The following is a 20,999-nucleotide window of genomic DNA, read 5'->3' on the forward strand; positions in this document are numbered from 1 at the left end:
AATCACTCAAATCGAATAAACTAGTTAGGATAACCTGGATTTTGAGGTTTCAAATTCGGATTATTCAACATTTCTTGCTTTCCTAATGGAAGCAATAAGTGCTTCTCTTGCAATGGACGGTTGGAGCTAAGATTTACGTGACCAACGAAATTATCAAATTTACCCGTTGTTTCATTGTAAACCTTACGCAAACGAACCATGTCAAACCAAGTAATTTGCTCATAACATAATTCATGCCAACGCTCTACCCATACTGCCTCTCTAAAACTTGCAGCGCTATAGCTTCCTAAACCTGGAGTTTCCAAAGTAGCTCGATCACGAATTCGTTTGAACGCATCATAAGCCGCTTGAGAAGGACCACCAACTTCATTTTGAGCCTCAGCAAAGTTCAACAATACTTCCGCATAGCGAATTTGAGGAACATTCAAATTATCTAAACGTGTTCCGGCTACACCAGCAGAACCATTGGCTTTCTGATTAAAATGTTTGAATACATAAGGTGCGCCTAAATCAAATGGTGCGCCATTTCCATTGGTGAAATAGCTGGTATAAAAATATCCATCTTGATTTTTAGCTCTTAAATCCCCTTTTTCATACGAATTATAAAAAGCAATGGTTGGAACAGAACTACCTGTTCCTCCTGGACCAGAATAAGTCACTGGCTTAAAGTTAGGGAAGAAATTTCCCATAAAATTACCCGCTACCAAGGTATTACATTGAATCATAAATAAATGCTCCACACGGTTTTTTAAACCTTCTGAATGCACATCTTTATAAGTAGGGAATAAATTAATTACCGATGGATTGGCATTGGCGTAAGTAATTACTTCCAAAGATTTATCAGCCGATAATTTATAGTAAGCAGCCCCTTTATTTAATGGGAACCCAGCCATGGTTAAATAAACTTTACCCAATTGTGCTTTCACCGCAGCTAAACAAACACGACCACTTGCATCCATCCAAGGTAAGCCTGCCTTTTCGGCTTCTAATAAATCATCCACGATTAATTTATAAACGCTTTCCACAGGAGCTCTAGAAGGCAAGAAATCCTCAGAACCAGCCGTTTGAGGCTTGGTAATGATAGGAATATCACCCCATAATTGAACGGCTTGAAAATAAGCCCATGATCTTAAAAAACGTGCCTCACCCAAAATTTTCTTCTTTTGGTTTTCATCCATTGGAGTGATTGGTGGCACTTTTTCTAGTACTTGGTTCGCCTGAGCAATGACCTTGTATAAACCATTCCAATAGTTCACCACGTGAATGGTGTTAGGATCATGTACCAAACCATACAAGTTGTTTAGGTCGGAATTTTGAGCTGTTTCTGTAGTAGAAGTACCCGTTAATGCCTCCAACAACTGCCAGTTAGATGAAAATATACCTGCTCCACCACCCATGAATCGAGTATCAGCATAAACTGAAGCTAATGCGGCTTCGGCATGATCAGGAATTTGATAAAAAGCATCTGGCGTTAGATTCGATGGTGCTTTTTCAACCAAGAAATCAGAACAACCAAATTGCCCAAATAAAAGTACCCCACCTAGGGCCACTTTCTTTATTTTGGAATTTATTTTGAATTTCATATTACGTTTCTTTTAAAATTTTCCTTCATTAAAATGCTACCTGTAATCCTAACATGTATATCGTAGGCTTAGGGTAGTTGTGCCAAATCATACCTTGTGAGAACGCTGAGTTTCCTCCACCTTGGTTGGTTGGAGTAACTTCAGGATCGCCAACAATCGGATCTTTTACTAAAAGGAAGAAGTTTTGAGCAGTTGCATATACTCTCAAACGACTCAAATTCAATTTGCTAACCACATTGCTTGGAACATTATAGCCAAACATCAAGTTTCTACCACGTAGGAAAGAACCATCTTTGATCCACCAAGTATCCACGTTGGTTACATAACCCGCTCTTGTATCGCGAATTTCAGCAATCATGGTATTTTGATTGGTTGGTGTCCAAGCATTTAATACAGACGTGTAACTATTGGCTAAAGCTTGACGGTCTTCACTTGGATGAAGGTTCATCAACATCACTTCGTTTCCATAGTTAAACTGCATTTCTAAGGTCAAATCAAAGCTCTTATATTTGAACGAGTTTGAAATAGCTCCCCAGAAATCAGGACTACCATTACCAATAATAGAACGGTCAGCATCTGTAATCGCACGATCGCCATTAAAGTCTTTGTACTTGATATCCCCCGGTAAAATCTTAAGACCATTTCGATAAGAAGTCCATTTAGCGGCCTCCTCTGCTTCGGCTGTACCCCAAACGCCTAGACGAGTTAAGCCCCAGAATGCACCTACTGGCTCACCAACCCGAATGATGTTAGTTGGGTTAGTAAAGTTGGGTCCTCCCACATTAAAGATGTCAGATGGAGTAGCCAAAGTCAAAACCTTATTGCGGTTGAATGAAATATTAAACTGCGTATTCCACTGGAAATCTTTGGATTTTATGTTCGTCGAATTGATAGAAAACTCAAATCCTCGGTTTTCCATAGAACCCACATTACGACGAATGGTAGCATATCCTGAGGTTTGAGGAACTGGAGCATCCAATAACATGTCGGTAGTCAATCGATAGTAGTAATCCGCCTCAATGTTAACTCGACCTCCCCACAAACCTAATTCGATACCAAAATCTGTTTGTGCTGTTTTCTCCCATTTCAAATCTGGGTTAGCTAATCTAGAAATACCTGTTCCAGAAACACGACCGTCATTGTAAACCGCAGAATAGTTGGAACTCAATAAAGAAAGAGATGAGTACGCCGGAATTTCAGAGTTACCTGTTAAACCATAACTAGTTCTAATTTTCAAATTAGAAATCGTTGCATTTCCTTTCAAGAAATCTTCTTCTGAAACTCTCCATGCCAAGGCACCTGAAGGGAAAATCGCAAATTTATAATTCTCTCCAAACTTAGATGAACCGTCCGCACGTGCCGTCGCTGTAGCCAAATACTTATTCTTGAAAGTATAATTTACTCGACCAAAATACGAGTTAAAGGCAAATTTAGAGGCTCCTGAACCCACTGTAGGGTTAACGGCTCCAGCACCTAAGTTATTAAATCCAAAATAATCCGTGGCAAAACCATTGACACTTGCTCCTATGTTAAAGAAGTCTGTTTGCTGCCAAGAAATACCCAATAAGGCATTGATTGAGTGATTTTCATTAAAATCCTTCGTATACGTCAAGTAGTTTTCTAATGACCAGAACGTTTCCGTTTGATTGGTTGCCGAAGCATTACCTTGACCACCAATATTCAATGTTCTTGTTTGAGATTGGTTATTCTCTTGAGTCATGATATTCGCTCCCAAGATGGTTTTCATCTCCAAACCTTTCATGAAGGTAATGTTGGAATAAATGCTTCCCGTAGTAGTCTGTGTATTTAAAATATACTTTCGACCCATTAAACGGTGAACAGAACTCATCGTTCCTTCTGCAAAGGGGAAATCACGGTTATTAGCATAAGTTCCATCCGCATATTTTACAGGAAGGAATGGGAAGTCTTCTACAATCTGTCTTGAAACAGCATCATTCACGTCAGATAAATTTTCCGTTTGATTGTTGTATGCTAAAGTTCCTCCAACTTTCAACCATGTTTTGATTTGATCATCAATCGTAAATCGACCAGAATAACGCTTCAAGTAGGTTGTTTTGATTAACCCTTGATCATCACGATATCCTAAAGAAAAGGAATATTGAGTTCTTTCATTACCACCACTAAAACCTAATTGGTGATTTTGAGACAATTTATTTTGTGTTGACTCATTAAACCAATCTGTATCAAATAAAGGATTACCACTGGCATCAAATACACGAGTATCCGTTCTTCTCAGTCTTGGATTCAAATAAGCCCATCTTCCAGCTGCCCAACCTGCTGGGTCATACTTGGCCATATTGGCCCAAGCTAAATCTTCTACTGCCATGTATTGTTTTGCATTCAATACTTGTGGCTTGTTAGGACCCGCTACATTGACACTGAAATCAGCATTATATGTCACACTACCTTCTCCTGATTTACCTTTTTTTGTTGTCACTAAGATAACACCATTGGCTCCTCTTGCTCCATAAATAGCAGTAGAAGAAGCATCCTTAAGCACCTCTACAGAAACAATGTCATTCGGGTTCAAATAATCTATGGCCGAACTAAATTGATTCATGTTTCCTTGAGGCAACATCACTCCATCAACTACATACAAGGGGTTATTGGACGAGTTGATGGAACTAAAACCACGTACACGTACCGTAGTACGGCCACCAGGACGACCCGAGTTGGTACTTACCTGTACACCCGCCATTCTACCTGATAAAGCCTGATTTAATGAGGTAGCAGGACGCTCCATTAATTGATCCGTCTTAATAGAACTTACGGATCCTGTCAAATCTGATTTCTTCTGCGTTCCGTAACCAATAACAACAATCTCATCCAAATATTTATTATCTGGCTTCATATTGATGTTGATTGCCGACTGGTTTCCAACCGTAATCTCTTGTTGGGTATAACCAATGGCAGAAAATACCAAAACCGACTTAGAATCGGCAACCAAAATCTTGTAATTACCATTGGCATCCGTCATGACACCCCTGGTGGTTCCTTTGACTAATACGTTGACACCAGGAATACCTGAGTTAGTTTCATCAGTCACTTTACCCGTAACAGTGATATCTGCTACCTTGATGATTTTAGTTTCTTTTAGGCTTCCTACCCTTTCACTTAGGGCAGCCTGCGCTGGCAACATACTGAAGCAAGTAAGTGCAATTCCCCATATCGGAGTAACTGCTCTCATGCTCAATTGTCGATACGACATGAGTATTTTTTTTTGCATAGTTTGACCATTTTACTGGTTATTTTAGGATTAGTAATGGTCAATAATATCATCCAAATCCTATTATTCCTAAAAAAAATTATTAAATACATGTTAAGTTTGTAACGAAAAGTTTAAATTTTTAGTCAAACAAAATTCATATCTGCATTTATTTACAGCAATGATTTACTTATCGGCAAATCATATACGTAGCGTTCATTTGACACCAAAATGAAAAAAATAAAGAATCAGTCTACTTTTTAAAAATAGAGAATCTGCTTCGACTAGAAATACGTCCCAGCGTCTATATTTAGAAATTGAAAATGAGTAGATTTCAGTGTCAAACAGCTTGTTAGATAAATACAAATCAATCCTGATAATACCGCATGGGTATTGTACAATAAATGATATATTTGAATAAACTAAGCCATTATGAAAGCAAATCAAGACCGTAGAACCTTCCTGAAAAATTCAGGATTAATAGCCGCAGCCTCTGCATTCCCTTATATTTGGACCAATTCAGAAAAGCATTCTTCATTTAACCCTACCAAAAAAGCGGGAGATAAAGTCAATTTAGCTTGTATCGGAATAGGAAACCAAGGAGGTTCTGATGTCATGTCATTTCATAAAACGGGCTTAGCTAATTTTGTCGCATTTTGCGATGTGGATATGGGCGCTCCACAAACCTTGGAAGTCCTTAAAAAATTCCCAGATGTACCTAGATTTCAGGACTTCCGTACGATGTTCGACAAAATGGGGAATCAAATTGATGCGGTAGCTATTGGAGTACCAGATCATGCCCATTTTGCTATTACTATGATGGCCTTAGGATTAGGGAAACACGTGTATGTGGAGAAGCCGATGGCCAGAACTTTCAACGAGATTGAGTTGATGATGAAGGCAGCCAAGAAGCATTCCAAATTGGTGACCCAAATGGGAAACCAAGGCCACTCAGAAGCCAATTATTTTCAATTTAAAGCATACAAAGATGCAGGTATCATCAAGGATGTAACTGCCATTACTGCTCATATGAACTCTGCCCGCCGTTGGCATGGTTGGAATACTCAAATCAAGAGTTTCCCTCCAGCAGAAGCCATACCGAGCACCTTAGATTGGGATATATGGATGGGCGTAACCCAAGCTCACGATTATAATAAGGATTTTATCAATGGTCAATGGCGTTGCTGGTTTGATTATGGATTAGGCGCTTTAGGGGATTGGGGAGCTCATATCATAGATACGGCACACCAATTCTTAGACTTGGGCCTGCCAACAGAAATCAATATGTTGCGAGCAGATGGACATAATCCATATTTCTATCCGCAATCCTCAACGATTTTATTTAAATTTCCTGAAAGGGGCAACATGCCACCGGTAGATATTACTTGGTATGATGGTGTCAATAATATTCCTCCAGTACCTCAGGGATATGGAGTGACCGAATTAGATCCAAATATCCCAGCAGCTAGTAACGGAAAGATACAACCTGCTAAACTGAACCCTGGGAAAATTATTTATTCCAAAGACTTAACTTTCAAAGGAGGATCACATGGAAGTACTTTATCCATTATCCCTCCAGAGCAAGCCAAGGACATGGCCTCTAAATTACCTGAAGTACCTAAAAGTCCTTCCAACCATTATGCCAATTTCTTGAAAGCCTGTATGGGACAAGAGGAAACTCGATCTCCATTTGCCATTGCTGGCCCATTAAGTCAAGTTTTCTCTTTGGGCTGTATGGCACAGAAATTAAATACCAAATTGATTTTTGATCCAAAAAGCAAACAGATTACCAACAATGCATTGGCTAATTCCTTACTAAAAGGCGCCGCACCAAGAAAAGGTTGGGAGCAGTATTATAAGGTTTAATATCCTAAATGAAGAATGTAGAATTATGAATGTAGAATTATGAAGGCCAAAACCAACACTATTTTCTACTTACACAATTTCGAGATGGTACGATAAAAAATTCTACATTCTTCATTCTACATTCTCACCCCTTATTTATATATGTTTTCCAAATAAACCACCTCTCCTTTCTCATCAAAATCAATCAGATTATACCATATAATCAATGGAGCGGTTTTATTGACTTTAATCCATTTGGAAGGAACATTATAATAAGGCCCTTCGATTTTCAAGGTATCCATGGCGCGGGAATTAGGCCCCAAAAGCATTTTCGCATATCGAATCGGATCTTCTAAACGGATGCATCCATGGCTGTAAAATCGCTTGCTAGAAGCAAATAGCTTCTTCTCTGAAGTATCATGCAAGTACAATCGGTAGGGGTTAACAAAAGGAATTTTCAAAATCCCTAAAGTATTCCAAACACCCGTCTTCTGTCTAAATGTATACGGAAAATAATTCTTACTTAAGACTTTCCAATGAACCGTTTTCACATCTACGACCTGATTGTTTCTATCCAATAACTCCAAATGACTGGCATAAAAATAGCGGATGTTCTTTTGTATCTCAGGCAATAATTCCTCTGTAGCGATACTTCGAGGAACATACCAATTCGGGTTGATAATCACGTTTTTGATTTGGGCTGTTAATACCCGAGTAGGCCGAGCAGGTCTACCCAAAACCACTTTCATTTTCATGGCAACTTGATTCCCTTGATACACTTTCAACTGGGCGGCAGGAATATTGACCACGGTCACCTGTAGATTTTTCCGAATGTGATGTAACCATCGATAATGATTGGTCGATAATGTCAATTGAGCAATTTTAGATGGATTATGAAGCAAACTATCCTGACTTGATTGAAGTAATTTTAGCAAGGTCTTTACCTCAAAAGATGATTCATTTAGATAATTAACTAATTTTGCAATTGATTGTTTTTTCAAATAAGAATCCAGACACTGACTGACTTCATTTCTTCTTAATTCAAATACATAACCTCGAAATTTAAAGACAGGCCTAGGATTTCCAAAACTCAGATCCTCAAAAAAGGACTGTGCTAGATATTGAATTTTTGTTTCTAGCACCAAGGAATCTGTACCTAACCAAGATTTTGCTGGTGATTGTAGCAGCGAATCTAAAAAACCGTGAGAATAGAATTCCGTTTTAAGCGCGACACTAGGTGCTTGATGCAAGAGGCTATCCAAACTTTTGATGGCATGAGGTCTACTTAACCATGGGTATTCAGATTGAGCCTTCAGTCCTAGGCTCATCAACACACACACACCAATAAAACATAAAAAAATGCGATAATTCACCATATAAAAGCAACAGCTCTGAGGCACCAGCTCCTTGTTAAGCCTCCCAATATACCATTTCTCTGGGAGGAATAAATAACATGGCGATGTTGAAGGTTGCGTTTTCTATTGGGCATTTTCCAAATTACAAAATTCCTTGAAGCTTGATGTACTGCAAAAGCATGATGGTTTTGGCATCTTTAATCTCTCCAGACTGAATCATTTGCAAAGCTTGATGGATAGGGATTTCCAACACTTCGATATTTTCTTGCTCATGTTCCACTCCTCCCCCATCACTCACTTTCATGGATTTAGCATAAGCCGCAATAAAGAAATATAAAATCTCTGTGACAGAGCCTGGCGACATATAGGCTTCAAAAACTTTTTGTATCTCCGTAATCTTATAACCCGTTTCCTCCTCCGTTTCACGACGAATACAATCTTCGGGATTGTCTTGATCCAGTAAACCTGCGCAGGCTTCAATCATCATGCCATCTGGGTTTCCATTGACATAAGTAGGTAAACGAAATTGCCTAGTTAAAATAACGGTTCCTGCTTCCTTATTGTACAATAAAATAGTTGCCCCATTCCCCCGATCATAAGCTTCCCTTTGATGTGTTTGTACATGGCCATCTGACTGAGTATACTCGTAAGTAATTTTTCTCAAAACGTACCAATTGTCTGACAGAACTTCGCTTTGGGTGATTTTTATTTGAGCCATAGTGTATATGCTTGCATTGAAAGAACGAAATAAGTTGTTTCACGGGAGAAATCAATCTAGAATTGTCGAAATATGATAAATGGAAAGATCCAGATAAAGGAATCAGGTGGTATTTAATTTTGACAATCATTGGTCAAAACTACGTAAATATTAATTTAGCACTTGCGATAACAAGACCGAGAGCTAAGAGATAGCGCAGTGTGGGGACATTGAATTTCTGACTCCCATAATATGAACCTAGGAGTCCTCCCAAAATGGTTGCCGCTACGGCCCATTGAAAATTTTCAGTCACTTGAATACCTCCCTTTTGAATTTGGCCATATAAACCTGATAAGGAATTGACAAATATAAACAAGGCAGAAACTGCTGCCGTTTGCTTTAAGGTGGCCCATCGCATCAAAAGCATCAATGGACTTAAGACAATCCCTCCACCGATTCCAATCATACCCGAAAGCAAACCAATAGCCCCTCCAGAAACAAGTCCAGCCGAAATGGAAATCGGCTTAATTTCTTCCTTTTCGTTGCGAAATTGAAAGATTAATCGGAAAATAGAAATCAGAATACATAATGCCAAAATTTTCTTATACAGTGAATCTGTCAGCGTCATGGTACCTCCCAAATAGGCCAAAGGCACAGAGGCTAATGCAAAAGGCCAAAATAAGTTAAACTTGAAATGTCCTGCTCGATAAAATCCAATAAATGAAAACAGCGACACGGCTAAGTTCATCACCAAAGCAGAAGGCTTCATGATGGCTGGGGCTACCCCCATAATAGCCATAACAGCCAAATATCCACTTGCCCCTCCATGTCCGACAGATGAATAAAGAAATGCGATTATTGCTAAAAATAGTAGTAAAACGACTAGTGAACTCATCATGACTTTGACTAAAACAATTAGGGTGACAAAAGGCCCAAATGTGGCTTCAAAAAGGCCTTATTTGAAACAATTTAGCATTTTTTAATGAAATTTAACAACTAATATTGCGTTAATATTGAAATTTTAAAACCAGATAAAATAATGAAACTCTCTAATCAACTCTCAGCACTTTTAATCATTTCTGCCTTGTTTGTTTCCTGCAAATCGGATGATCTCACGAATGGCACAGGAAAGCTTGCCCTTAGCGTTACGGATGCCCCGATTGACGCTGCCAATGTCAAAGCCGTTTATGTTACATTCACGGGATTAGAATACCAAAATAGTGGTGGATCGTGGGAAACAGCCACGGATTTTACCAGCCCCCAAGTTGTGAATATTCTAGATTTACAAAACGGAAAAACATCTCTACTAGGTAACTATACCTTAAAATCTGGAAACTATACTGGATTACGCTTCAGATTAGATGCACCAACCAAAGGAACAAATAATCCCAGCAATCCAGGTTGCTATGTAGAGCTCACCACTGGTGAAAAAATGCCCTTATTTGTACCCAGCGGTGCATCATCGGGTTATAAAGCGAATGGAAACTTTTCGGTTCCTATCAATGGAGTTGTGGAAGTTACGGCCGACTTCGACTTGAGAAAATCCATAGTTGTAACAGGATCTGGAAGCACTTATATTCTAAATCCTACCATCAAAATTGCAGTCAATAATCAATCTGGAACAATCACAGGATTAGTGAGTAATTTGGCAACGGATAAAAAATACGTGGTTTATACGTATGAAAAGGATAAATACACCAACAGTGAGAGCGCTGAACCAAGTGGTGAAAATGTACGATTTGCTAATGCTATCTCAAGTACCAAAATAAGTTCGACAGGCGCCTATACCTTGGCCTTTTTAGCTGCAGGGAGCTATGATCTAATCGTTGTATCTGAAAACGCGAACGGTTTAGTAACCGTAGAAAAACAAATTAGTGCCATCGTGGTTCAAAGTCAGAAAACAACTTCTTTGAATATAGCATTGTAATTCAATCCCTAAATTATTATCGGGGTCTACATATAGTGGACTCCGATTTTTTTTTAAAAGAAAGGTCAATGAATTTTATATTTCCCTCCATATCAATATTTTTCTTAAGAAACAGTTGGCGGGTATTTAACGCCTAATCATTTGTAACCTTAATTTCCTTTTAACCATCCATTTTTTTATCTTTGATTGTAATAACCTGTTCCACCGTTTTATTTTTGAAAATTGGATGTAAGAATAAACTAATATCAACTGTTAATTCCATTGATATTAGTAGCTATTTATTCAAATCAACTATAAAACATAGCCTTGATTTCATTAAAAATATCCAAAATTTTGATTGTAATACAAACAAAGTCGCATTAACCTAAAAACCACCTTAATCGTCTGACATGTATACCCGTGTACGTGGGAGATTCTTCTAAATTATAACATCCTAAAAATTTCTTTTAAATATTTAAATCATCAAAATGAAATCAAATTCATTTAGTTCCAAAATACTTAGTGCTTGTTTCTTGCTCTTTTTTCTTTCATTTTTGCCTGTTTCAGGTCAAGATTTAAATACCTTGTCACAAAAGAATTTAAGTGCCATAAAAGCAAGTCAAATTTCTGACGCAGAAATTCAAAAAATAAAATCGCAAGTAGAAAGTTCAAACATGGGCTTGGAAGATCTTAAAAACTCTGCTCTGGAAAGAGGCTTACCCAGCGAGGAATTCGATTTGATTCGTCAAAGAATTGAAGGTCAAAAAAATAACAACCAACAAAATTCAAACGAAAAACTAATTGAAAATTCGGCAAAAATAGAAGCTCCAAGTGCCAAAAATAATACTGAAATTGATCCATTAATATTCGGTTCTGAATTATTCTTGCAGAAGTCTAATTTCATGGCTAATTCTAGCTTAGCCTCTCCTTACAATTATGAAATTGGCCCCAATGATGTACTTAAAATAATGTTGTATGGCATTCAAGAATTTTCGACAGAACAACGTGTAACTAAAGAAGGCAACATTACTATTCCTAACATAGGATTAGTAAAAATTAGTGGATTAACCATGGAAGCTGCGCAAAGTAAAATTAAGCAGCAAATGGAAAAGAATATTTATAAATCATTAAAAACAAACGAATCAAAATTATCGGTTACACTTTCCAACATTAGAACCATTCACATCACCATTATAGGTGCAAATAATTCAGGAACCTTTAATGTCAGTTCTTTAACAACGGTATTCAATGCATTAAATATTGCTGGGGGACCATCTAGAATTGGCACTTATCGAAATATCGAATTAATTAGAAATAATAAACTATTACGAACCATTGATTTATACCATTTTTTAATCAATGGAGATCAATCTGACAATGTTGGATTAAAGGAGAATGATGTCATACGTATTCCGCCTTTTAAGGATCGAATTGAAATTAAAGGTTTTGTTAAAAGACCAGGGATTTTTGAAATTAAAGCTCAGGAAACTTTCAATGATCTATTAAATTATTCTGGTGGATTTGATGATTTTGCTTATCAAGCTAGTGTACAAGTCATAAAAAAAAATGATGAAGAATTCCTTATCCAGGATTTAATTAAAAACGAATATTCATCGTTTCATCCAGAGGGTGGAAGTACTTTTATCATCTCTAAAATATTAAATCGTTTCAAAAATAGAATTAAAATTGGAGGTGCTGTTTTCCGCCCAGATAGTTATGAATTAAAAGAAGGATTGCGTATTAAAACTTTGATTGAAAAATCTGGCGGGTTAAAAGAAGATGCATATTTATATGGCGCTCATTTATTCCGAAATAAAGCAGACCTAACGAAAGAAATCATCAACATCAATTTAAAGAAAGTTTTGGAAGACGATCAAAAAGAAAATATTTTATTACAAAGAGAAGATTCCATTCATGTAACATCCATTTTTGATTTAAAAGATAAATTAAAAGTTTCTGTTCAAGGTGAAGTACATAAACCAGGTAGCTTTATGTATTACGAGGGAATAACGATAAAAGATTTAATTCGATTAGCTGGAGGAACTACCTATAAAGCTAATAGTAAAATTGAAATTGCTCGGTCGCTAAACAAAGGGGGGCCCTTAACAGACAAATCTCTTGAATCAAAAACTCAAATTCTAAATTCAGAAATTGATGCTAATTTAAACGTAGTGGAGGGTTTTGAAAATTTTCAATTAGAACCCTTTGATTTTATTTCTATTACTAAAAATCAAAATTTCAATGATGTTGAACAAATCAAATTGACTGGACAAATTCGTTTTACGGGTACGTATTCATTAGCGTCCAAAACAGAAAGGATCAGCGATTTAATTCAACGATCTGGAGGAGTTCTACCAAGCGCTTTTTTGAAAGGGGCATATTTAATCCGACATGAAAACAAAAAAAATTATTTTGATTCTGATAACAATTCGGCTTATTTAGACTCACTAGAGAAAATAAAATTTGAAGGATCGATTAAATCACTGGATGGTTATGCTCAAATAAATACTACCAAGAAAATAAATTATCTAGCCCTAGAACTAGATAAAATACTCATGAAACCTGGTAGCACATTTGATGTTATTTTAAAAGATGGAGATGAATTGGTTGTCCCCAAAATAAATAATCAAGTTAGGATTTCAGGGGCCGTTTTTCAAGAAACTATTATCCCATTTGAAAATGGCCTTAATATCAAAAAATGTATATCATCTGCCGGTGGGGTAACCGATAAATCGATACGAGGTAAAGCCTATGTCATTTATGCTAATGGCCGTTCAAAACAAATTAAACGCTTTGGGTTCTTCCGATTTAATCCAGTGATAGAACCTGGTTGTCAAGTGGTTGTACCAGTACTAACTCAGCCTAAGGCCAATGTATTAGTAACTATTTTACAATATACGGGAATGATTGCCCAAATTGGCACTACACTACTCACCATTTCTTTACTTAGTAAATAATAAAAATGTCGACTAATTCTGAATCAAACATTCAAGCCGTAGAAGAAGAGGGTAATATTTCTATCATGGATATTATCCAAATTGGCATCAATTTATACCATTTTCTAAAAAATAAGTGGATTTTCATCGCATTGGCTTCCGCTATCGGCTTTGGTGCTGGTCTATACTTTGCCATGAATGAGAAACCTACTTATAAAGCGGTATTGACCTTTGCATTAGAAGAGGATAAAGGCCCTGGGGCTGGAGTTAGTGGAATAGCAAGTCAAATAGGCCTAAACCTTGGTGGAGATGCAGGAGGTAATTTATTTTCTGGTCAAAACCTTTTAGAAATAATGAAAAGCCAGCTGATGGTTCGTAAAACATTATTAAAACCTATCACAATAAATTCTAAAGAGACTACTTTAGCTGATTACTATATTAAGATATACCAAATATATGCGGAAGATTATCCGAATAAAACAACCTTTTATCAATTAAAAAACTTCAGTAGAACAGAGGATTCAACCATTGCTATTTTATACAAAAACATCATTAATGATCATTTAATCGTACTCCAACCAGATGCTAAAATATCCATTTTAAAGATTGAAGTAAACTCTATCGATGAACTTTTTTCCAAATTATTTTGTGAGCATTTAATTCAAGAAACCTCTGATTTTTATGGAGAAACTAAAAGTAAAAAATCTAGAATAAACGTCAATATTCTGCAACATCAAGCAGATTCACTTCGAATGGAATTAAATTCAGCTATTACAGGTGTTGCCGTAGCCGTCGACAATGTTTATAACCTAAATCCTGCATTAAATGTCAGAAAAACGACAGGAGCCAAGAAACAAATCGATGTACAAACTACTACGGTAATGTTAACCCAAGTGCTTACAAATTTAGAAATGGGGAAATTGATGCTACGAAAAGAAACACCTCTCATCCAAGTCATAGATAAACCAATATTACCTCTAGAAATTACTAAAAAATCAAAAAGGGAGTCTGCCCTAGGTGGTTCTATTTTATTTGGATGTTTAAGTATCCTCTTCTTTTTAGCAAAAAAGTATTTTCAAAAAATGAAGGATCAATTAAAATAGTTGATACAAAAAAAAATCCCCGGAAATACCGGGGATTTTTAAGCAACCATTTATCATTTTATTTGTAAGTCGAAACCTTCACTGGCCCCAGCAAACCTGATTCCTCAGTTTGACTATTGGGACGAATCAAAGGAAAAGAAGTAAATGTAATCTTCTTCGCTCCTGGCTGAGCATCACCCACCAAGCGGTTTACCCAAGAATTAATTACTTTAATTTCAATCGTATTTTTACCCATTTTTAATGGAGAAGTAATATCTACCACAAATGGTTTTTTCCATAGTGTCGCCACCTTGATTCCGTTCACAAATACCTCCGCTAAGTTTTTTACATCCCCTAAATCCAGCTTAATACTTTCTCCACGAGCAATACTCAATAATTCATACTTGTTGCTATAGGTAGCCGCACCAGAGAAATATTTAACTCCTTCATTTTCATGCTGATTCAATGACATCAAGGTATTCATGGTAATCTCCGATGGAGCACTTCTGTCTTTTTGGAATTGAACTTTCCAAGGTCCATCGATCACTTGTGTTTTCACTACTTGTGGTTTAGCGTAAGACGCCTTTAATGCCGTAGCCTTGCCTTCAAAAACCACAAAATACGCATCCCAAGGACTAAAATCTAGGTTCAACATTGTTCTTCCTCCTTTCATTTCATAACCCACTTTAGCAACTTCTCCCGTCTCTGGATTCCATATAGAAGGTACTTTTCCGCTAACACGGAAGGACACTTGCGCAGAATTTGATTCATTGGAACGACTATTCAACCAGTAAATTTGCTTATCGGCCAAAGCACGGTGAACATACAAAATCTCTGCTTTTTGATTCGAAATCTGAACATCTTCTGACACCTTTACCTGTGCCAAAACCTCTTTCAAATTCTTCCCAAAGTGTACATTTGGTATTTTTTTCAATTGAGCCAATTGACTAGCAAACTCTTGCTCATGGTCGACTAAGCTTGGCGTATATTCTGGAGCTTGTCCTGCCACAGCTACTCCATCATTCGCTAATTGTAGTATCCTATTCAACACCGACAAGGTCATTTGTTTGGCCGTAGGATCTAAGACCAACACTGAATATTGACCGCCATTGGGATTCGTCAATTTTTTGTTTTTTGCTGTAATGACATTTTTCAAAGCAGTAGCATTCACAAAATCATACTCATAACCCACTGGTATTTTGGGTAATGATTGGGTAAAATTGGAAGTGATGTTGGTATTTTCCCCATAGTAATACAGGATATCAGCAACAAACTTACCTTGTTGCAACATATATGAACTCCTACCCAAATAATCTCCCCAAACACGAGCCTGATCTGCCCAAGTCTCCTGGCGAGTAAACCATTGTCCAAATGGCCCTAAAGTGAAACCCGGAAATAAATTATCCATAGGTTGATGCACCGATGTATGAATCACAAATCGATTCAAGCCTGATGCCATTTCTACATCTGCTGTTCTCTTTAAAGTGCCCGGATGTGGTTTAAATGGATTTCCTACGGTGGTCATTGATTCACCCGCTACGATATTCTGACCATACATATGGGCTACTGAGGCTGACTCACGAATATCGGCTCTACTTCTAATTTCTTCATCAGCACCGGGTACCAATGCTCCAGGCTGCCACATGGCCGACATGGGAATATCCGCTTTCTTTTTCACATCCATACCGTCGGCTAAAAAGATACGACCTGTTTCATGTGATTCTGTATAACGTTTCATTCCTCTCTCTGCCAAAATCTCTCCGATTAATTCGTAATGATTTTCGACAATCATCTCTCCTATGGTCTTTCTAAAATCCCAAAGAAACTTCTCACTGGATTTGAGATCTTGGACAATCTGACCTACTAATACGGGTAACCATGTTTTCATATCATAGCCACGCTTAGTTTTGAATACCTCAAACATGGCGGGAGTCCAAGTCATGTGACCCGCTTCATAACTATCCAATACCATGTGCGTCAAGCCCTGCTTTCCTATCAGATCAGCACCCGTAGCATCTTTGTATTGGTCTAAGTAATTATTCAAATATCGGCTTACTGCTTCTCTGTCTATCTTATCCACTTCCAAACCTGTAGCTTCTGGTGAGGCTGGGTGATTCTTTTTACCAGTCAAAGAATATCCAAATCGATAAATGACCCATTCTCCCGCAGGGGCATTCCAAGAGATGGAACCGTCTGCTTTCATTTGACCCGTTAAATCCACCACTTGATTCGTATGAGGTCCAGCAGGATTATAAGTTGAAATACCAGGCGTCTCTACCCAAGGCTGAAAACCTGCTTTGCCTTCAAATAAATGCACTTTAGGACTTGTATGAACGACAAATTCCGAAACTTGGGTTCCCTTAGGACTATTGTCTTGACTGCCTCCAAACATCGCCATCATGTTAGGGGCTGGAGGCAATATTTTATACACTAAGCGAACATATTTTGCCTTGACAGGACTAAATGACAAGGTGGTTTGAGCAGTAATAGTGCCCGGTATAGCTATGATTTGCTTAAAAGTAATTCCATCCAAACTGTATTGAAGGAAGCGATTTTCTGGTCCTCCTCTAAATACCGCTAATTCGCCATACCCTTCATTCGCAATGGTCACAGCGGCAATTTCTTGGGCTTCTGTAAACTCGTATTGAATCCATGTTTCTTCGCCCACATTTTTAGGGGGTAACATGCCAAAATTATGCAAATCACCATCTGTCAATTGAGCTAAAGTAAATGTACCTCCACTGCTGGTCAACTTAGGATTCATGCTCGCCAAAGTTTTATCAAGTTGGGATAAAGGATAGGCTATTAGGGCAAAATCTTGGTAAAATTCAGGCGTCACTGGCGCTGGACCAGGAGCTGGACCACCAAATCCCCCTGCCTCCACAGGGGTATTTTGCATGGGACCTGTTACAGATGATGGTGCAGGAATTTTTCCTGTAAACACTTTGCCTCCACTAATACGTGTCTCTGACCACACGTATTTTTTCATGGCATCGGAGGGTTTTACCCAAGGGCCTCCGGTTACACTCCAACCTGGAGAGCCTGCAATGGCCATTTCTAAGTTCTTTTTTTGGGCTAAATCTGCAGTAAACCTAAAGGCCTCTTTCCAGCCAGGATTCATAAAGCCTAGCTTGTCTTTCACCACCACTGGAGTCATTAAACTGGCATCAAAATTCTGAAAACCACCTATCCCCGTCTTTTCCATCCACTCCAAATCCTTCTGAATTCCTTCCTTGGTAATATTCCCGTTCATCCAATGCCACCATACCCTTGGTTTAGCAGCATTCGGAGGAGTTTTAAATTCAGCTTTTAATGCATCCTGAGCTTGCACACCAAAGCTTACGATAAATGGACTTATTAGGGCTACTAAATAGCTACGCTTAACCATGAATAATTCAGTTTTGTAGTGGCAAAATACCAAAGGTATTTGAGCTAACTATCATTGTCCATCCTAGGGCAAACCCACTAAATCAATCAATTGGCATTCATTAGATATTCCTGAAGAAAAAATACTCCTTATTTTTAAAAAAAAGAGTTCGATTTACTTTTGAATACTAAATGCATCATGCACTTTTCCATCAGATCCTAACCACTGTCCTACTAATTTTTTACCTAGGATGTCCAAGATGAGTGATCCTCCCAGGGCTACGGTAGAAAAAGCTGAAGATTTCAATGGAAAACTGGGTTGACTTTTCCCCAATTGTCCACCTGAACCAGCCACGATATATATTGTGCCTTGGGCTGAGGATTTGTCAACTACGTAATGATTAGGTTTTATTTCCTTAGCAAACACATGCTTATTAGGATTAAAGCTCTCATTCTGCCCCAAATGCCCCCGAATTGGTACTGTTCTTTCATAAGAATGACTATGTCCTGCCAATACTAAATCCACCCGATACCGCTCCAAGATAGGTACTATTTGTTGACGTACCTTCGTCATTTCCTCATCCGTATCTGTATTGTGTGATCCTTTAGAATAAGGAGGTTCATGAAAATAGACGATGGTCCAGGGTAATTTATTAGCTACCAAATCACGTTTTAGCCATTGAGCTTGTTGACCCGTACTATCCACAATGCTAGTTCCGTCTTCTGAAGTTTCTTCCGAATTAACCGATACGAAATGTACATTTCCTATGTTGAAAGAATAATAGGCTTCGGTACCCGATTTTATGCCTCCTGCCTCTCCATTCATCGGCATGGTAAAGTTTTGATAATATGCCAATTTCTTGGAATCAGGATTATCCTTATAATCATGATTGCCTGGATTAGGCCATAATTTGGTATTCGGAAAGAAATCCTCTTGATATATTTCAAATACGTTTTTTTGATACTCCACATCTTTTCCACTTCCATAGGCATTGTCTCCTAACCAAATCCAAGCATCGATGGGCTTCTCTTTGACAAAATCTTTGACTGCATCTCGAACCAATATCTGGTTTTTAGAACCCGTACCAAAATCCCCTAAGGCCCATATCCGAATAGCCTGCTGACTTCCTTGTTTAGGTAAAGTCTTAACAAACTGATTGGAAACTTTTTCTAGTTTGGCAATGGCATAAAAATAGGTCTGATTGGGTTGTAATCCGGAGATTTTCACCTCATGTTCCGTCGTCAAACGGGCATCTTGAACTGATTTGGCATTTCTGGGTAATTCTTTACCATAATATACCCGACTCTCGGTAGGTAAATCCGTCCTCCAACGAATGACACCTGAGGTGCTAGTGAAGTTTTGTAAATAAGGTCCACGGATGATTTTTGCGTGTTGAGCCCATGCAGGAATACCTCCTAGCATCAATAGGATAATAATATGTTTCATAGAATAGGTTTACATGAATATGCCAAAGCTTGTAGGCATTGGCATATGGATTCAATTTTAATTAACTCAGGAATAAATTACTTAGAAAGACTGATTAATCCACAATAGCTTGATGGATCAATTGGCGCATTTTGGTATGGTAATAAATTGTATGTGGGTCCTTTTGGGTTAACATAATGGCGATTAACTTCTCTTTCGGGTTGATAAAAAAGTGCGTATTATTGGCTCCTGACCAAAAATACAATCCTTTATCTCCTAACACCTGACTTCCGCTAACACTTTCTAATACTGCAAATCCCAAACCAAAACCTTCCCCTTTACGATCGGGAATTCGTTTTTCATACATTTCCCCCACATGGTTAGAAATCATTAATTCCAATGTCTTTCTACTTAAGTATTGTTTCCCTTTCCATTTGCCATCATTTAATAACATTTGGCAAAACTCCATGTAATCTTTGGCGGTAGAAAATAGGCTATGTGTACCAAACCAGATGACATTACCCGAAGTTTTAGGTTGATTTGTCGTCAAAATCAAAGAACCATCTGGAGTATTACGATGTACTTTAACCACTCGAGTGGCCTGAAATTCTGTTAAATTATAACCGGTATTAGTCATTCCCAGTGGCTTAAACAATCTTTCTTGCAAAAATTCAGCTGTACTCATGCCAGAAAATTTTTCGATTAAGGCCGATAAAACATCAGGGCTAGCACTGTAATTCCACTGTTTCCCGGGCTGTCCTACCAAAGGAATTTTGGTAGCCTTGAGAACCAACTCTTGTATGTTTTTAGGAAAAGGCATTCCATAATATTTTATTCTAAAATCCCGATCCAATGCTGTTGTGGCTAATCCATGGGTCATACCAGAAGTATGACTTAGAATTTGGGCAATGGTAATTTGGCTATTTAAACTATCGGTTTCTCCATTGGCACCTTGATTCACATCTTTGGCAACACGAAAGTTTTTAAATTCAGGAATGTATTTGGAAACAGGGTCAGTCAAGAGGAAATGGCCTTCTTCATACAACATCATAAAAGCCACTGTTATAATAGGCTTGGTCATGGATTGCATGTAAAAAAGATCGTCTTGCTTCATGGGCACTTTGTCCACCGCATTGCTATATCCTAACGCACTTTGGTCGACCACTTTACCCTCTTTCATGATGAAACTAACTGCTCCAGGTATCTGATGCTCATCAATTTCCTTTTGCAAAAATGCATGATAGCGTTGCAAGCGCTCTAGTGAAAGCCCAGCTACTATTTTTTCGGATGATTGGGCGAAAATGGTTGTGCTGAATATGAAGCAAAGTCCAAAGAATATCAGGTATTGTTTTAGTCTCATTTCACTAATATTGATTTTTTTGAAATTTAGACTTGAAGCTAAGCAATAAATAGATAAAAATAATGCACAATGTATCGCAAATGAATCTAGCCTATTCACGAAAAACACTCCCGCTAGCCAAAGAACTATATATATTGAATTTTATGATCGCATAAAGAGTGAAAAAAATTCATAGAACGCTTTCCGAAAATAATCAACATAATATTTATACCAATTG

Annotated in this window: 12 protein-coding genes; 4 read left to right on the top strand and 8 right to left on the bottom strand. The window is 37.8% G+C overall.

Annotated features, from left to right (window positions below):
• Window positions 1–20: 20 nt before the first annotated feature.
• Together U0R11_RS00210 and U0R11_RS00215 are read right to left on the bottom strand one after the other, a co-directional pair.
• Window positions 21–1,583, bottom strand: coding sequence for a RagB/SusD family nutrient uptake outer membrane protein (locus tag U0R11_RS00210; RefSeq protein ID WP_406749253.1), 1,563 nt, complete (start codon window positions 1,581–1,583; stop codon window positions 21–23).
• Window positions 1,584–1,611: 28 nt separating this feature from the next.
• Window positions 1,612–4,830 carry a SusC/RagA family TonB-linked outer membrane protein gene (locus tag U0R11_RS00215; protein ID WP_406749254.1) on the bottom strand — a complete coding sequence of 1,073 codons (3,219 nt, stop codon included), beginning with the start codon at window positions 4,828–4,830 and terminating at the stop codon, window positions 1,612–1,614.
• 411 nt (window positions 4,831–5,241) lie between these two features.
• Here U0R11_RS00215 and U0R11_RS00220 point away from each other — a divergent pair, with 411 nt between their 5' ends.
• Window positions 5,242–6,675 carry a Gfo/Idh/MocA family oxidoreductase gene (locus U0R11_RS00220; RefSeq protein ID WP_406749255.1) on the top strand — a complete coding sequence of 478 codons (1,434 nt, stop codon included), beginning with the start codon at window positions 5,242–5,244 and terminating at the stop codon, window positions 6,673–6,675.
• 131 nt (window positions 6,676–6,806) lie between these two features.
• Here U0R11_RS00220 and U0R11_RS00225 read toward each other — a convergent pair whose 3' ends face one another.
• From U0R11_RS00225 to U0R11_RS00235, 3 genes are all read right to left on the bottom strand, one after another.
• A complete protein-coding gene (locus U0R11_RS00225) occupies window positions 6,807–7,982 on the bottom strand; it encodes a L,D-transpeptidase family protein (protein WP_406749256.1) in 1,176 nt (391 codons plus the stop codon).
• A 169-nt stretch (window positions 7,983–8,151) separates the two neighbouring features.
• Window positions 8,152–8,727 carry a GDP-mannose pyrophosphatase NudK gene (gene nudK, locus U0R11_RS00230; RefSeq protein ID WP_406749257.1) on the bottom strand — a complete coding sequence of 192 codons (576 nt, stop codon included), beginning with the start codon at window positions 8,725–8,727 and terminating at the stop codon, window positions 8,152–8,154.
• Between the two features lie 139 nt (window positions 8,728–8,866).
• Window positions 8,867–9,601, bottom strand: coding sequence for a sulfite exporter TauE/SafE family protein (locus tag U0R11_RS00235; RefSeq protein ID WP_406749258.1), 735 nt, complete (start codon window positions 9,599–9,601; stop codon window positions 8,867–8,869).
• Window positions 9,602–9,745: 144 nt separating this feature from the next.
• Between U0R11_RS00235 and U0R11_RS00240 the strand changes: the two genes are divergently transcribed.
• The 3 genes from U0R11_RS00240 (at window position 9,746) to U0R11_RS00250 (ending at window position 14,651) form a co-directional block, all read left to right on the top strand.
• Window positions 9,746–10,633 (top strand): DUF4382 domain-containing protein, encoded by an 888-nt coding sequence (locus tag U0R11_RS00240; protein WP_406749259.1) that lies wholly within the window; start codon window positions 9,746–9,748, stop codon window positions 10,631–10,633.
• Window positions 10,634–11,100: 467 nt separating this feature from the next.
• Window positions 11,101–13,569 carry an SLBB domain-containing protein gene (locus U0R11_RS00245; RefSeq protein WP_406749260.1) on the top strand — a complete coding sequence of 823 codons (2,469 nt, stop codon included), beginning with the start codon at window positions 11,101–11,103 and terminating at the stop codon, window positions 13,567–13,569.
• 5 nt (window positions 13,570–13,574) lie between these two features.
• Window positions 13,575–14,651 (top strand): GumC domain-containing protein, encoded by a 1,077-nt coding sequence (locus U0R11_RS00250; protein WP_406749261.1) that lies wholly within the window; start codon window positions 13,575–13,577, stop codon window positions 14,649–14,651.
• A 58-nt stretch (window positions 14,652–14,709) separates the two neighbouring features.
• On the opposite strand, the gene U0R11_RS00255 is transcribed toward U0R11_RS00250, so the two are convergent.
• The 3 genes from U0R11_RS00255 to U0R11_RS00265 form a co-directional block, all read right to left on the bottom strand.
• Window positions 14,710–18,018 carry a glycosyl hydrolase gene (locus tag U0R11_RS00255; RefSeq protein ID WP_406749262.1) on the bottom strand — a complete coding sequence of 1,103 codons (3,309 nt, stop codon included), beginning with the start codon at window positions 18,016–18,018 and terminating at the stop codon, window positions 14,710–14,712.
• A 153-nt stretch (window positions 18,019–18,171) separates the two neighbouring features.
• The gene (locus U0R11_RS00260) at window positions 18,172–19,443 is read right to left on the bottom strand and encodes a purple acid phosphatase family protein (RefSeq protein WP_406749263.1); all 1,272 of its coding nucleotides are present in this window, start codon (window positions 19,441–19,443) and stop codon (window positions 18,172–18,174) included.
• A gap of 94 nt (window positions 19,444–19,537) precedes the next feature.
• On the bottom strand, window positions 19,538–20,782 hold the full coding sequence (locus U0R11_RS00265; RefSeq protein ID WP_406749264.1) for a serine hydrolase domain-containing protein: 1,245 nt from the start codon (window positions 20,780–20,782) through the stop codon (window positions 19,538–19,540).
• Window positions 20,783–20,999 lie beyond the last annotated feature (217 nt).

Source organism: Aquirufa salirivi, from assembly GCF_045310485.1.
Lineage (GTDB): Bacteria > Bacteroidota > Bacteroidia > Cytophagales > Spirosomataceae > Aquirufa > Aquirufa salirivi.